This is a genomic window from Aquabacterium sp. A3, assembly GCF_038069945.1.
Lineage (GTDB): Bacteria > Pseudomonadota > Gammaproteobacteria > Burkholderiales > Burkholderiaceae_C > Aquabacterium.
On the sequence record NZ_JBBPEV010000003.1, the window covers coordinates 20,421 to 34,595 of the forward strand.

Here is a 14,175-nt window from a genome sequence, read left to right on the forward strand (position 1 = left end):
TCAGTGCGCCACCGCGTCGATCGTTGTCGCTTCGGCCAGGGCCTTGCGCATTTTTTTCATGGCGGCCACCTCGATCTGCCGGATGCGCTCGGCGCTGACGCCGTACTCGGCCGCCAGATCGTGCAGGGTGAGGCCACCTGAGCCATTGTCATTGACCTGCAGCCAGCGCGCCTCGACGATGCGGCGGCTGCGTTCGTCCAGGCTGTCCAGGGCGTGGCGGATGCCATCGCTCGCCAGCCAATCGCGGCTGCGGGCTTCGATCACGCGGGTGGGCTCGTGCACCTCGTCGGCCAGGTAGGCCATCGGTGCCACAGGGGCCTCGCCGTCGTCGTCGACCGGGGCTTCCAGGGCCACGTCGCCGCCGGCCATGCGCATCTCCATCTCGATCACGTCTTCAGGGCGCACATCCAGCTCGGTGGCCACGCGCTGGATTTCGGCTTCCGTCAGTCCGGCACGTCCCAGGTGGGCTTCGTGGGCCACATCGGCATCGGCCGCTTCACCCTTGAAGCTGTGCTTGAGCGAGCGCAGGTTGAAAAACAGCTTGCGCTGGGCCTTGGTGGTGGCCACCTTCACCATGCGCCAGTTCTTCAGGATGTATTCGTGGATCTCGGCTTTGATCCAGTGCATGGCGTAGCTGACCAGGCGCACCCCCTGATCAGGGTCGAAGCGCTTGACGGCCTTCATCAGGCCCACATTGCCTTCCTGGATCAGGTCGCTCTGGGGCAGGCCATAGCCCAGGTACTGCCGAGAAATGGACACCACCAGGCGCAGGTGAGACATCACCAGGCGTGACGCAGCCTGAACGTCCTGCTGGTCGCGCAGGCGGCGGGCCAGTTGCTGCTCTTCGTCGGCTTCCAGCATGGGGATGTTCTGGACGGCACGGATGTAGGCGTCCAGGTTGCCCAGCGAGGGCACGACACTCCAGGGGTCACGGGCGACAAGGGCGGTCGACAGGGTCATCAGGGCCTCCTTCACGGTGTGGGGGGGCTGACACACCCCCGACAAACTCATATTAGCACTCTTGCTTGGTGAGTGCTAAGGCGGAAAAAGTTCCACCACTGGCCAAGGGGCTGCCCCTCTGGCCCACCCACGCCATGTCGGCGCCCTCGAGGGTTGATGTGCGTCAATGAATCGTCAGACATTCAACTAAAGTCAAACGCCAGCCGATAAGCCGTGAACTGGTTGGCGAGCCTGTCCGCGGTGGGCAGGGGGTTCATGTCAGGGGGGTTGAATGAACTGGTTTGAGCGGCTGACGCTGAAGCGTCAATTGGGTTTGGGCTTTGGCGTTCTGATCGCCATCTTTGCGGCGGTGGTGGGTTTCGCGCTGTGGACGGACGCCCGACTGGTGCGTGCCGAGCAGTGGAATACCCACACCTTGAAGGTCATGCAGCACGCCAACCACCTGTTGGTGTCCATGCTCAACATGGAGACCGGCGCGCGCGGGTACTTGCTGGCTGGTGAGCAGGCCTTCCTGGAGCCCGTGAGGTTGGGCGAGCGGCAGTTTGAAGAGCAGTGGCAAGCCCTGAAGTCGCTCACGGCAGACAACCCGGTGCAGCAAGAACGACTGCAAACCATGTACGAGCACGAACAGGCGTTTTCAGGTGTGGTGCAGGATTTCACCGACCAGCGTCAGGCGGCCGGGGGTGATGCCGAGCAAATGGCCGTGCTGTTGCGTGATTTTTCTGAAGGGCGCGACAAGGCCCACATGGACGCGTTCCGTGAGGTGCATCAGGCCTTCACGTTGGCCGAGCAAACCCTGCTGGACGAGCGGTCGGCGCAAGCCCTGCAACTGCGGCACACCTTGGACGCGGTGCTGATGGGGGGGCTGTTGGTGGCTTGCCTGACAGCTGGCCTGGTGGGCTGGACCCTGATCCGCGCACTGTACCGCCAGTTGGGGGGCGAGCCTGCGCAAGCCGCTGCGGTGGTGGCCCGCATCGCAGATGGGGACCTGTCTCACCCAGTTTCGGTGTCGGCGGGTGACCGTGACAGCCTGATCGCCCGCATGGCCTACATGCAGTCCAGCCTCACGCGCCTGATTGCCGAGGTGCGCAACAACGCGGAAAGCGTGGCCACCGCCAGCGCGCAGATCGCGCAAGGCAACCAGGACCTGTCGGGGCGCACCGAACAGCAGGCCAGCGCCTTGCAGCAAACAGCGGCCACCATGGACGAGTTGGGCTCCACCGTGCGCAACAACGCTGACAGCGCGCGCCAGGCCAACCAGATGGCCCAGAACGCCTCGGCCGTCGCGGTTCGGGGTGGGGAGGTGGTGCAGCAGGTGGTGGACACCATGGGGGGCATCAGCCACAGTTCCCGCAAGATCGGCGACATCATTGGCACGATCGACGGCATCGCCTTTCAGACCAACATCTTGGCGCTGAACGCTGCGGTGGAGGCCGCCCGCGCAGGTGAGCAGGGACGAGGTTTTGCCGTGGTGGCCGCTGAGGTGCGCACGCTGGCGCAGCGCAGCGCCGAGGCCGCGCGCGAGATCAAGGCCCTGATCGGCAGCAGCGTGGAGCAGGTGGATGCCGGCGCTGCCTTGGTGGCGCAGGCGGGCGGCACGATGGAAGAGGTGGTGGCCTCCATTCGCCGGGTGGCCGACATCGTGGGTGAGATTTCTGCGGCCAGCAGCGAGCAAAGCACCGGCGTGCAGCAAGTGGGGCAGGCGGTTTCGCAGATGGACCATGCCACTCAGCAGAATGCGGCCTTGGTGGAAGAAAGTGCCGCAGCGGCAGAAAGCATGCGTCAACAAGCCGAGCAACTGGTGCGCCTGACCAGCACCTTCCGCATGGCCGCCGGGCAGTGATGAAACTTCGGCCTGCAGGCCGGGTCCATCAGGGCCTTGCATGCTTGCCTTGTTCATGGACACCACCATCGCCGTGGGCCCGCTGGCCCTCAACCTCTTGCCCGTGCTGCTGGCCTTGTCGGCCTGGGTGGGCGTGTGGGTCGGGCAGCGCCTGGCCCCGCCCGAGCACCGTCAGGCGGTGGATCAGACCCTGTGGCGCGCCCTGATCCTGGGCCTGGTGGTGGCCCGGCTGGGCTACGTCTGGATGTGGCGCCAGGCGTACCTGGCACAGCCGTGGAGCATCCTGGACATCCGCGATGGCGGCTGGGCCCCGGCGGCGGGTCTGGCGGCGGCCTGTCTGTACGGCATGTCGCGGGTGCGGGCGCGGTCTTTTTTGCGCCGTCCGGTCATGGCGGGGTATGCCGTGGCCTTGTCCGTGATGGGCCTCAGCACCTGGTTGATGTGGACGCAGGCCCCTCGCGCCGTGCCCTTGCCGGACCTGCAGGTGCAGGGTCTGGACGGCCAACCCCAGACACTGCAGTCCTTGCGCGGCCGGCCCGTAGTGCTCAATTTGTGGGCCACGTGGTGCCCGCCCTGCCGGCGTGAGATGCCGGTGCTGCAGGCGGCCCAGCAGGCGCACCCCGATGTGCACATCGTGCTGTTGAACCAGGGCGAATCGGCCGCCGTCGTGCAGGCCTACCTGCGCACGCATGGGCTGGCGCTGCGCCAGGTCTGGCTGGACCCAGCCCAGCGTGCGGGGGCCGCCTTCGACCAGGTTGGTTTGCCCACCACTTTGTTCTTTGATGCCCAGGGTCGGTTGGTCAGCCGTCGCGTGGGCGAGCTGTCATCCGCCGTGTTGCAAGACCGGTTGCGTGACATCGGGGCGGATTGACGCTCCCGGGGGCATTCAGGTGGCAGTGCGCTGCTGGTTGCCCTGCCAGCCTTGGGCCATCAGGGTTCGCAGCGTGTCTCTGACCGGCAGATGGCAGGGCAGGTCGGTGTTGGTGTGGTGCCAGGCCCCAGAGACGATGTGGTCGGCCGGGATGCGGGCCCTGGAGTTCAGCGCCCCAAAGCCATCGAGCTGGCCCATCACGTCGGTCACCTGGGTGCACTCGCGTGGCATGGCAATCCGTGCACTGAGCGTGACGATGCGCTGGCGCCTGCCCAGCTCGGACAGCCGCTCAGGCGCGCGCTGTCGCAAGGCAAACAGGGCCTCTGACAGCACGAGGTTGCCTTTGGAGTGCCCGATGAGCATGCCGATCGGCACCCGGTCGTCCTGCAGCAGCCCCAGCACGGCCTGGGTGTCGCGGCTGGTTTGCGCCAGCGACCGGGAGGGGCCATCGCCATCGGGCTCGGCGATCAGGCCTGTTTCCCGCCAGCGGTCCAGGCCTTCGAACTGATGACGCAGCGCGTTGAGTGCGCCGAACAGGAAGAACCCGCCCAGGGCCTCGGTGAGCAGGTCGGACAAACCGTAACCCGAGACGACGGCCACGGTGGGTCGGCCCAGAGCGTCGGCCACATTGCGCGCCAGCGCTGCCGAGCCCAGCGCCGAGCTGCCCACCCCGGCCACGACCACCGGCACCCCATCACGCAGGCTCGCACTGTCAAGGTGGGCGCACAAGACATCGCGGCTGGCGCACAGCACCACGGGCCCCTGCCCGGAGGGCGGCACATGCAGCAAGGCGCCTTCGGCCGCCAGGGTCGGGGCCAATGTGCGGGCCTCTTCGGGGCTGATCACCTTCACGTCGTAGAAGAGGGCGTCCAGCAGGGCGTTGCGCTGTCGCACCAGCTCCAGCGTGCCTTCAGAGGTCAGGGGCGCCGGCGAGGGAGCCTGCGGTGTCATCCAGCGCGTGAGTTGCGTGGCCCACCAGGTGGCGGTGCTGCTGTGGTCCGGCATGAAGACCTCCCTGTGACGATGGGTGTGGTGTCGGGGGCGACAACCACTCGAAAACCCGTGATGGCATCAGTGTGCATCGTCCTGAAACCTGGGTAAAGTCTGTTGAAGGAGGCGGCGTTCATGAGGTGGTGGGCTGGGTGGCTGATGGGGTGGCTGTGCTGGTGCGCGTCCGTCATGGCGCAACCCGGCGCGGTGGTGCTGGGGGCTGAAGACGACTGGGCGCCTTACTCCTCGGTGGACGCCCCCGGTCAGCACCCCGCAGGCCTGTCGCCTGAGCTGGTGAGCGCCGCCTTTGCCACGCAGGGGGTGCAGGTTCGTTTTCAGAGCCTGCCCTTTGCGAGGTGCATGCTGCACGCCCAGCGCGGGCTGATCGCCGGCTGCTTCAATGCCACCCGAACCCAAGACCTGCATGACCGGTATTGCTGGCATCCCACGCCACTCTTTGAGGAAGAGCTGGCCATCTTTGGCCCGATGTCGGCGCCCGACGCCATGACGCGTGAGCGCATGGCGGGCAAGCGCCTGGGCGTCACCTTGGGTTACACCTACCCGTCGGAATGGATGCAAGATCGGCGCATCATCCGCGTCAGCGCCGCCTCTGATGACAACCTGCTGAAGATGCTGGTGGCAGGCCGGGTGGATTACATCTTGCTCAACACCATGCCCGGCTGGGAGCGCATCAGCCGAATGCCAGCCGTGCAAGGGCGGGTCAAAAAGGTGTCGGTGATCCGGCAAGACGGGTTCTGGGTGGCCTTCTCCAAAAGGCACCCCGAGGGGATGCGGCTGTGTGCGCAGTTTGAACAAGGCTTGCAGGCCCTGCACGCCTCGGGACGGTACCAGCAGATGATGGCCCAGTTCCGGGCACGGTGGCAGCCACATTGAGGATGGTCGTGAAACACAGTGTCTCGCGTCGCATGATCTTTCTGGTGCTGGCCGCCAGCCTGCTGACGGCCTTGGCCGGCACGGCCTACCAGATTCATGCAGCCTACCGCGACGGCTTGCGCGCCATGGACGCCACCCTCAACATCATCGAGCACAGCCACGTGCCGGCGTTGACGGCCAACGTGTGGATTCTCGACCAGGGGCTCATTGAAAAGCAGCTGCAAGGCATTGCCCAACTGCCCGACGTGACCGACGTGACCTTGTCGGGGGACTTCCCCTTTGCCGTGCCCACCGTCCGGCGCGAGGTGCCCGCAGAGTTTCGCTGGCTGGATGCGCCCACGCGCGCCGAGCGCTTCTTGTTGATGCACCTGGACCCGGCACAGACCGAACCACCTCAGCGCATTGGCGAGCTTCGCGTGCAGTTGTCGCTGGCCGGCTTGCATGACCGATTGTGGCGTCTGGCCCTGAGCACGGTGGTGGCCGAGGTGGCGCGCATGATGGTGCTGGCGATGGTGATCATCATCGGGATGCGGCTGATGATCACCCAACGCATCGAGCGCATTGGCCGTTACGCCGCAGACCTCAGCCTGGACCGGCTGGACCAGCCCTTGATCCTGCCGGACCCTCGCGAGCGCCCTGATGAAATCGAGGGCCTGGCGGCGGCGATCAACCGCATGCGGGCGTCGCTGTCGGACCAGATCGAGCAGCGGCGCGAGATTGAACAGCACAGCCAGCAGTTGCTCATCGAGAAAGAGGCGGCCGAGCTGGCCAATGTGGCCAAGAGCAGCTTTCTGGCCACCATGAGTCACGAGATCCGAACACCGATGAACGCGATCATCGGCATGTCGCAGCTGGCCATGCAGACGCCGCTCAATGAACAGCAGCGCAACTATGTCCAGAAGGTGCACACCTCGGCCAGGCTGTTGCTGGGCATCGTCAACGACATCCTGGATTTCTCGAAGATCGAATCCGGCAAGCTGGAGCTGGAGTCGGTGCCGTTCAGTTTGCATGACCTGGTCTCAGGTCTGGCCGACTTGCTGCGCCTGCGGGCGCAAGACAAGGGCCTGGAGCTGATCATCGATCAGGCACCCGACGTGCCGGACCGCCTGGTGGGCGACCCGTTGCGCTTGCACCAGGTGTTGCTGAACCTGGCCAGCAATGCCGTGAAGTTCACACCGCAGGGCGAGGTGGTGATCGGCATTCGCCGCGTGGCACCGGCCGAAGCCGGGCGACTGAGGTTCTGGGTGCAGGACACGGGCATTGGCATGTCGGCCGACCAGGTCGGGCAGTTGTTTCAGCCCTACGCGCAGGCCAGCCCCGACACCGCCCGACATTACGGTGGCAGCGGGCTGGGCCTGGCGATCAGCCAGCGCCTGGTGGGCTTGATGGGCGGACAGATACAAGTGCACAGCGAGCCGGGGCAGGGCAGCACCTTCGAGTTCGAACTGAGCTGGCCCGTCGAGGCCACCGAGCCCCCGAGCCGCGCCGAGCCGCTGGTGCCGGCGGGCACCCGCAGCCTGCTGGTCGAGCCGCATCCGCACCTGCGGTCTTTGCTCACATCGCAGCTTCAGGGCTTGGGGTTCCAGGTGGATGCGCTGGCCGATGAGCGCCAGGTGGTCGACCATGTGCGGGTGGCCGACCTGGCGCGCCGACCTTACCGGCTCTTGCTGCTGGAGGCCAGCGGGCGCGACGGGGCGGGGCTGGGCTGCCTGCAGCAACTGCAGGCGGCCGGCCTGACGGTGCCGGCCATCGTCATCACCACGGCGCAAGAGCGTGAACAGACCATGGCCCGTTGGCGCGAGGGGGGGCTGGCGGTTCGGTTGGTCATCGGCAAGCCCGTCACGCCCGGCGCGCTGCGAGGGGCGTGTCAGGCCCTGCTGGACAATCGCAGCACCGCGGCATCGGCCGCCCGGCCGGTGGGCATCATCGATTTTGACCGGCACCGCGCCGCGCTGGAGGGCGCGCGGGTGCTGCTGGTGGAAGACAACGAGATCAACCAGGAACTGGCCGTGGACCTGCTGGCCCGCGTGGGCGTGCGTGTGGTGGTGGCCGGCAGCGGCGATGAGGCTTTGCAGGCGCTGGAGCGCGCGAGCTTCGACGGTGTGCTAATGGATTGCCAGATGCCTGGCATGGACGGGTACGAGACCACGCGCCGCATCCGGGCCAACGGTCGTTGGCGCGAGTTGCCCATCATCGCCATGACCGCCAACGTGATGCAGGGCGATCGAGAGAAGGCCGTGTTGTCGGGCATGAACGACCACGTGGGCAAGCCCGTGGACGTGGAAGACCTGTATCGCGTGCTGACACGGTGGCTGAGTCCGGGAGGGCAGGCGCCGGTGGCCCAGATCATCGAGACGGCGTCCTCCATGGACATCCTGGCACAGCATGGCGTGGATGTGCGCGCGGGGCTGGCGCGCACCCTGGGCAACGATGCGCTGTACCGCCGCATGCTCACGCTGTTTGCGCAACAAGAGCGCGACTTTGTGCCCCAATGGCGACAGGCCATGGAACGGCTGGACGAGCGCACCTTGCGCCGCATGTTGCACACCATGACCGGGCTGGCCGAGACCCTGGGCGCCACTCAGGTCGAACGCGCCTGCGAGCAACTGAACCAGGCGCTGGACCGTGGCCTGGCCCACGAGGACATGCGCACAGCGCTCAACCGGCTGGAGCACGCCTTGCAGCACATGTTCGACGGCATCGACCGCATGCCGGCCGTGGTGTGATCAGGGCAGTCGGGCTTCGGCAGGAGGCTCGCCACCGTACTGGATGTCGATGCGCTTGTAGACCTCACCGGTGGCCGGGTTGAGGATGTTGGACACGCCGGCATAGTGCAACAGCCTGCGGCCGGAGCGATCGTAGATCAGGTCGATGGGATCGACCAGAAAGCGCAGCATCGAATCCGGCTCCACGCGGATGCGGGTGGCGGCCTGTTGCAGGTAGGTCAGCTCGCCTGCGTGCCGGGCGCGGAAGGCGTAATCGCTGAGCCGGCCTGCCACCAGCAGCCGGAAGCGCACCGTCTGACCGCGCTGCAGGCTGGGCCAGAGGTCCATGATCAACTGGTTGAAGCCGGAGTCGCCCGCCACATGGCCTTCGGGCATGTCCAGCCGCTCTTCCTGTCGGGTTCGCTGACTGGTCTTGAACATCATCACCGTGCCGCCCACCTCGGTGATGCCCTCGCTGTAGCCCTGCGCCGGCAGCTCCAGCCGGTAGACCGGGACGGTGCGGTGACTGCGGTAGTCCACCGTCTTGCGCGCCATCTCCTGGCCTTGCGGGTCCAGGTAGGTGGTGGTGCCCGTCACGGGGGCGCCGTCGCGCCCGATCTGCAACTGGTGCACCTCGGTGTACAGGTAGCGTTGTGTGTTGGCGTCGCGCACATAACCCACGATCCGTTCGGATGTGGCCTGCGCGTGCGCAGGGTGCAGTGCTGCAAGCGCCAGCACCAGCCCCAGTGAAGGGGCGATCACCCAAGGCGCCCTCCGCAGCGGCGGGCAATGAAGGCGGTACAACAGCTCGGTCATGCGGTGTCTCAGGCGTCAGAGGGGGTTGGAACTCCCCGTGCGGGCTGCCGCAGCGGGGCGGGGAGGCCAGGGCACCAGCATGCTCGTGCGGGCCGCATAGTCTGCATAACCGGGCTTGCGCCTGAGCAACTCGCGCTCCATCAAGGGCACACCTGACAGTTTGAGGATCAGACCCAGCATGACCACCGGCGCCAGCAGTGACCACCAGCCCCATGGGCCGCCCCAGGCCAGCGGCACATAGGCCACCCAGTGCAGGCATTCAAAAAAGTAATTCGGGTGGCGGCTGTAGCGCCACAGCCCTCGGTCGCACACCCCCGCATGCCCCGCGCGTTTGAAGGCGGCCAGTTGCGCGTCGGCCAAGGCCTCGCCGCCCAGCGCCACCACCGCGATCAGCACCGCCATGCCCAACGCCCACGTCGGGGGCATGTCGGGACGCCAGGCCACCGGCATGAAGGCGCTGGCCGCCAGCATGAGCGTGAACACATTCTGGAACTGAAAAAACCAGAACAGGCGCGATGCTGCATGGGGCGCCCATTCCTGGCGCAGTTGCGCGTAACGCCAGTCTTCTGGCGTGCGCCAGTTGCGCCACCACAAGTACCAGCCCAGCCGTGCGCCCCACAGTCCGCCCAACGTGGCCAGCAGCCACCGCAACTCGACGGGCGCGGGGCCCACCCAGGCAAACCACAGTGCCAGAGCGCCCAGCGCCCAGGCCCAGATGCCGTCCACGATGCCCGCGTTGCCCAGGCGGCGCTGAATCAGCCAGGCCAAGGCCTTGGCTGCAAACAGCACCAACGCTGCGGCCAGCAACGCGATCAAAGGGTCCATGCCTGTCATTGCCACACCATCGTCGTTCAACGCGACGATTGTAGGGTGGCCAGGATTCCATGGCTACTGGTCAGGGTAAACCGTGACCAATGGGTAAAGTTATGTTGCTGCCCCGGACGTATCGTCGTTGAGCACGCTGGGCGTGGTGGCCCGATGGAATCCGTTGAAGGTGGGTGCACCCGGGTGCGGTGCCTGAGGCATGACCGGGTTGTTCAGGGGCGCGCCACCATCGATGGCCACCGTGATGCCCGTGACGAAGGCCGCCCCGGGGCTCAGCAAGAAGCAGATCACCGCGCTGACCTCGGCCTCCAGGCCCATGCGCTTCATGGGCAGGTTGTTCTTGAGGCTGCGGATCATGGGCGCCATGGCCGGCCCATAGCTGTCCATCCCGCTGGAGGCGATCCAGCCTGGGGCCACCGCGTTGACGCGGACATGGGCATGGGCCCACTCGAAGGCCGCCGTTTTGGTGAGGTTGGCCATGCCCGCACGGGCGGCGCCACTGTGGGCCATGCCGGGCATGCCGTTCCACATGTCGGCGGTCATGTTCACCACCGCACCACCGGTCTTGTGCATGCTTTGGTTGAACACCTCGCGCATCATCAGAAACCCGCCGGTCAGGTTGTTGGTCACCACCGCGTCAAAACCGCGCTTCGAGATGGCGGCCATGGGGGCAGGAAACTGCCCGCCGGCATTGTTCACCAGGCCGTGGATCGCACCGTGGCGCTTGACGATCTCGGCCACAGCGGCCTTGACCTGGTCCTCGTCGCGGATGTCGAAGGCGATGGTGTCGGCCTGGCCGCCGTCTTCCGTGATCTCGGCTTTCACCCGCGCGAGCTTGTCTTCGTTGCGCCCGGTGATCACGACGCGCGCGCCCAGTGCCGCCAGTTCGTGTGCCACGCAGCGCCCAATGCCGCTGCCGCCGCCGGTGACGACGATGACCTGGTCGGTGAACAGACCAGGACGGAAGACGCTGTCGTAATGCGGGGGCGGGGCGCTGATGCTCATGGGGTGTCTCTGGGCGGGTGATCGGGCATGGAAAGTGCCAACTCTACTGTCAGTTAACGTTTACGTCAACTAGTGACAATTAAGGTAAATTAGCGCGTCATCACTTCACGAGCAAGGGCCTGGCACATGACCGCACACGCACTGGATTACTTCAACGACACGCATGCCATGGTGCGCGAGACCACCCGCCGTTTTGTGCAGCAGGAGATCCTGCCGCACATTGCCCAGTGGGAGGAAGAGGGCGGTTTCCCTCGGGCGCTGTACCAGAAGGCGGGCGCCTTGGGCCTGCTGGGCATCGGCCATCCCGAGCGCCTGGGTGGCACGGGCGAGCACGATGTGTTCATGAAGGTGGCCGTGAGCGAAGAGCTGATGCGCAGCACCTCAGGGGGCCTGGTGGCCAGCCTGGGCTCGCTCGACATCGGCCTGCCGCCCGTGTGGCGCGGCGCCTCAGCCGAGGTGCAAGAGCGCGTGGCACCCGCCGTGCTGCGTGGCGACAAGATCATGGCCCTGGCCATCACCGAGCCGGGTGGCGGCTCCGACGTGGCCAACCTCCGCACCCGTGCTGTGCGCGACGGCGATCACTACGTGGTCAATGGCGCCAAGACTTTCATCACGTCGGGCGTGCGGGCCGATCACTACACGGTGGCCGTGCGCACGGGGGGCGAGGGTTATGGCGGCGTGTCGCTGCTGCTGATCGACAAGGGCACGCCGGGCTTCAGCGTGGGCCGCAACCTCAAGAAAATGGGGTGGTGGGCATCGGACACCGCCGAGCTGTTCTTTGAGGATTGCCGTGTGCCCGTGGGCAACCTGATCGGGCCCGAGAACGCCGGCTTCATGCTCATCATGTCGAACTTCCAGGCCGAGCGCCTGGCCCTGGCCGTGATGGCCTACATGACGGCGCAGATGGCACTCGAGGCCTGCATGACCTATGTGAAAGAGCGCGTGACCTTTGGCAAGCCGCTCAGCAAGCACCAGGTCATTCGCCACAAGCTGGCCGAGATGGCCACGCAGGTGGACGTGGCCCGCGAGTACGCCTTGCGGGTGGCCGCGCGCATGCAGGCTGGCCAGCCGGTCATCCAGGAGGTGTCGATGGCCAAAAACTTCGCCACCGAGGTGGCTGACAAGGTCACCTACGAGGCGGTGCAGATCTTCGGTGGCATGGGCTACATGCGCGAATCGGTGGTGGAGCGGCTGTACCGGGACAACCGCATCCTCTCCATTGGCGGCGGCACACACGAGATCATGAACGAGATCATCGCCAAGCAGATGGGCCTGTGAGGCTGGAGGCCGGTGCCGCGCTGTAACACAGGCGGCTGGGCCGCAACCGCATGCGCACCAGGCCGATCACGCTGCTGATGCCGGCCTGGTTGGGGTCGATCACGGGCACGTAGGTTTGCAGCACCTCGCTGAGTCGCTGCGACAGCACATCGGCCACGCCGACAAAGCCCGTGCAGCCCAGCAACAGCGCCTGGGCGCCCCGCTGGCGGATCAGCTCCAGCGCCACGGGCATGGCCGCGGCCACCACCTTGTCCACGTTGTCCAGCTCATCGACCGGACAGTTGATGGGGGCGATGCCGGCAAAGTTGTCCTGTTGCCCGTAGGTCAGCACATGGCCCTGCTGCATGGCCAGCGTGCTGGGCAGGATGGTGAGGATGCCGAAACGCTGACACAGGCTCAGTGCCGTGAAGGCCGAGCTGGGGAAGCCACCGATGATCGGGATGTCGATCACCTCGCGCGCCGCCTCCACGCCGCACATGTCGAAGTCGCTCAGCCAGATGCCGTCGGCGCCTGCGTCCTGCAGTTGCCTGGCCAGTTGCACGACCGGAAAGCCGTTGTGCAGCCAGTCGGTGCGGTTCTGGATGCAGTCGTGTCCCTGATGCAGGTTGTGCACGCTCACGTCCACATCCGGGGGCAGCACAGGGCGGACCGCCTCCAGCAGGCGATCGTTGTACTGGCTGGTGTTCACCGGCGCGATGATGGCGATGCGCAGTTGGCGTGTGGTGTCAACCATGGACCACCTCCTGGGCATGGGTGCCTGGCAAGGTCTGCAACCGCTCCACCGGCACGTACGGCCCCCGGTAGCCCAGTGTGTTGACCTGGGCCATGAAGCTGTCGAGGATCAAGCCGCCGGGCACGCGCAGCGGGGCCGCCGCAGGCAGGCCCAGCAGCGTCACCGGGCGCCCTCGGTAAGCGGGGTTCAGCCGACCATCCGGTTGCACGAGGTCGCCATTGGAGGCCACGGCATCGCCTTCGCCCTCAAAGAACCAGCACAGGCTGTCGGGCGCCATGCCCAGCGGGTGTGCATGGCGGCTGCTCCAGGCCAGCAGGGATTCGTTTTGATAAAGCACTTCGGTGGTGGCGTCACCCGAGCGCACACTCACGGTACCCAGATCGAAGCCGCCCGTGGTGTCGACCGCGGCCTCCCACAACTCACCTGTGGCGCACAGGGGCAGGGCCTCCAGCCCCCAGCGTGTGCGCAGCAGGGCCTGCATGTCGCGCAGCGATCTGGCTTCGCCGTTGCGCAGGGCCTGGCCCAGCTGCAGGGCCCGTGTGAGGGTGCCGGTGATGGGCATGGCCCGGCGCAGTTCCGCCGGCTTCATGACCCACATGGCCAGGCCGCCAAACTCTTTGAATTCGGGGGCGGCCACGATCGGACGCATCATCTGCTCCAGGATGACCGAGACATCCTGCTGATGCTGAGGGTCGCCATGCTCACCTTTGGCCGGGGTGACGTCCAGCTCGACGGTCAAACCGTCCTGGCTCACCAGCACGGCGGGCCGGGGATCCACGTGCTGCGCGGCGTAGGTCAGCATCGGCAGCGAGGGCACGGCGCGGCCTGCGCCATCGCCGTCAATCACCGTCAAGCCCAGGCGCGCCGCCACCAGGCAGGCCACGCTGAAGCCCAGCGCGCCACTTTCCGGGGGCACCACATGGGTCAGTTGGCGGCCCTGGGCCCGCAACTGTGCCTGGATGGTGGCCACGGCCTGCACGGGGCCCAAGGGGTACGCCGCGCCATCGATGGCCTCGGGCGACCCCATGTAGGCCACCATGACCGCCTCGCCCTCGTGCACCTCGTCCACGCTGAGCACCGTCACGGTGTCGGTGGGGTAGTAGGCGCCACGCTCGAAATGCGACACCAGTTGCCGGGCAGATTCCAGGGTGCCGCCCCCGCCACTGCCAAAAAAGCAACCACCGATGATCAGCGCCTCGAGGTCGGCGCGGTTCAAGGTCAAGGCCATCCCATGCTCTCCAGACCCCGGTGCGGG

The 14,175-nt window shown here is 66.4% G+C and carries 12 protein-coding genes; 5 read left to right on the plus strand and 7 right to left on the minus strand.

Annotation, left to right across the window (positions count from 1 at the left end; genetic code table 11):
• On the minus strand, positions 1 to 960 hold the full coding sequence (gene rpoH, locus WNB94_RS11750; protein WP_341390597.1) for an RNA polymerase sigma factor RpoH: 960 nt from the start codon (positions 958 to 960) through the stop codon (positions 1 to 3).
• A 271-nt stretch (positions 961 to 1,231) separates the two neighbouring features.
• Between rpoH and WNB94_RS11755 the strand changes: the two genes are divergently transcribed.
• Both WNB94_RS11755 and WNB94_RS11760 read left to right on the plus strand, forming a co-directional pair.
• Positions 1,232 to 2,803 carry a methyl-accepting chemotaxis protein gene (locus WNB94_RS11755; RefSeq protein WP_341390598.1) on the plus strand — a complete coding sequence of 524 codons (1,572 nt, stop codon included), beginning with the start codon at positions 1,232 to 1,234 and terminating at the stop codon, positions 2,801 to 2,803.
• A gap of 40 nt (positions 2,804 to 2,843) precedes the next feature.
• Complete coding sequence (locus WNB94_RS11760; RefSeq protein ID WP_341390599.1) at positions 2,844 to 3,674, plus strand: prolipoprotein diacylglyceryl transferase family protein; 831 nt, start codon at positions 2,844 to 2,846, stop codon at positions 3,672 to 3,674.
• A gap of 15 nt (positions 3,675 to 3,689) precedes the next feature.
• On the opposite strand, the gene WNB94_RS11765 is transcribed toward WNB94_RS11760, so the two are convergent.
• Positions 3,690 to 4,679 carry a hypothetical protein gene (locus tag WNB94_RS11765; RefSeq protein WP_341390600.1) on the minus strand — a complete coding sequence of 330 codons (990 nt, stop codon included), beginning with the start codon at positions 4,677 to 4,679 and terminating at the stop codon, positions 3,690 to 3,692.
• Between the two features lie 120 nt (positions 4,680 to 4,799).
• Here WNB94_RS11765 and WNB94_RS11770 point away from each other — a divergent pair, with 120 nt between their 5' ends.
• Both WNB94_RS11770 and WNB94_RS11775 read left to right on the plus strand, forming a co-directional pair.
• Positions 4,800 to 5,558, plus strand: coding sequence for a substrate-binding periplasmic protein (locus WNB94_RS11770; protein ID WP_341390601.1), 759 nt, complete (start codon positions 4,800 to 4,802; stop codon positions 5,556 to 5,558).
• An 8-nt stretch (positions 5,559 to 5,566) separates the two neighbouring features.
• Entirely contained in the window at positions 5,567 to 8,284 is a 2,718-nt protein-coding gene (locus WNB94_RS11775; protein WP_341390602.1) for a response regulator, read from the plus strand.
• Here the strand turns inward: WNB94_RS11775 and WNB94_RS11780 are convergent, their stop codons facing one another.
• From WNB94_RS11780 to WNB94_RS11790, 3 genes are all read right to left on the minus strand, one after another.
• Positions 8,285 to 9,079, minus strand: a complete 795-nt coding sequence (locus WNB94_RS11780) for a hypothetical protein (protein WP_341390603.1) — start codon at positions 9,077 to 9,079, stop codon at positions 8,285 to 8,287.
• Positions 9,080 to 9,094: 15 nt separating this feature from the next.
• Complete coding sequence (locus tag WNB94_RS11785; RefSeq protein ID WP_341390604.1) at positions 9,095 to 9,904, minus strand: DUF1295 domain-containing protein; 810 nt, start codon at positions 9,902 to 9,904, stop codon at positions 9,095 to 9,097.
• Between the two features lie 99 nt (positions 9,905 to 10,003).
• Positions 10,004 to 10,909, minus strand: a complete 906-nt coding sequence (locus tag WNB94_RS11790; RefSeq protein WP_341390605.1) for an SDR family oxidoreductase — start codon at positions 10,907 to 10,909, stop codon at positions 10,004 to 10,006.
• Between the two features lie 126 nt (positions 10,910 to 11,035).
• On the opposite strand from WNB94_RS11790, the gene WNB94_RS11795 reads away from it, so the two are divergent.
• On the plus strand, positions 11,036 to 12,187 hold the full coding sequence (locus tag WNB94_RS11795; RefSeq protein ID WP_341390606.1) for an acyl-CoA dehydrogenase family protein: 1,152 nt from the start codon (positions 11,036 to 11,038) through the stop codon (positions 12,185 to 12,187).
• Here WNB94_RS11795 and WNB94_RS11800 read toward each other — a convergent pair.
• Together WNB94_RS11800 and WNB94_RS11805 are read right to left on the minus strand one after the other, a co-directional pair.
• Entirely contained in the window at positions 12,162 to 12,920 is a 759-nt protein-coding gene (locus WNB94_RS11800) for an aspartate/glutamate racemase family protein (RefSeq protein ID WP_341390607.1), read from the minus strand. The two genes, WNB94_RS11795 and WNB94_RS11800, sit on opposite strands and share 26 nt — an antisense overlap.
• Positions 12,913 to 14,148, minus strand: coding sequence for an S-methyl thiohydantoin desulfurase domain-containing protein (locus tag WNB94_RS11805; RefSeq protein WP_341390608.1), 1,236 nt, complete (start codon positions 14,146 to 14,148; stop codon positions 12,913 to 12,915). Before WNB94_RS11805 ends, WNB94_RS11800 begins: the two co-directional genes overlap by 8 nt.
• Positions 14,149 to 14,175 lie beyond the last annotated feature (27 nt).

Bases quoted from the DNA above. Each gene is read 5' to 3' on its own strand.
- rpoH (WP_341390597.1), bottom strand. From the start codon at position 960: ATGACCCTGTCGACCGCCCTTGTCGCCCGTGACCCCTGGAGTGTCGTG.
- WNB94_RS11755 (WP_341390598.1), top strand. From the start codon at position 1,232: ATGAACTGGTTTGAGCGGCTGACGCTGAAGCGTCAATTGGGTTTGGGC.
- WNB94_RS11760 (WP_341390599.1), top strand. From the start codon at position 2,844: ATGCTTGCCTTGTTCATGGACACCACCATCGCCGTGGGCCCGCTGGCC.
- WNB94_RS11765 (WP_341390600.1), bottom strand. From the start codon at position 4,679: ATGCCGGACCACAGCAGCACCGCCACCTGGTGGGCCACGCAACTCACG.
- WNB94_RS11770 (WP_341390601.1), top strand. From the start codon at position 4,800: ATGAGGTGGTGGGCTGGGTGGCTGATGGGGTGGCTGTGCTGGTGCGCG.
- WNB94_RS11780 (WP_341390603.1), bottom strand. From the start codon at position 9,079: ATGACCGAGCTGTTGTACCGCCTTCATTGCCCGCCGCTGCGGAGGGCG.
- WNB94_RS11785 (WP_341390604.1), bottom strand. From the start codon at position 9,904: ATGGACCCTTTGATCGCGTTGCTGGCCGCAGCGTTGGTGCTGTTTGCA.
- WNB94_RS11790 (WP_341390605.1), bottom strand. From the start codon at position 10,909: ATGAGCATCAGCGCCCCGCCCCCGCATTACGACAGCGTCTTCCGTCCT.
- WNB94_RS11795 (WP_341390606.1), top strand. From the start codon at position 11,036: ATGACCGCACACGCACTGGATTACTTCAACGACACGCATGCCATGGTG.
- WNB94_RS11800 (WP_341390607.1), bottom strand. From the start codon at position 12,920: ATGGTTGACACCACACGCCAACTGCGCATCGCCATCATCGCGCCGGTG.
- WNB94_RS11805 (WP_341390608.1), bottom strand. From the start codon at position 14,148: ATGGCCTTGACCTTGAACCGCGCCGACCTCGAGGCGCTGATCATCGGT.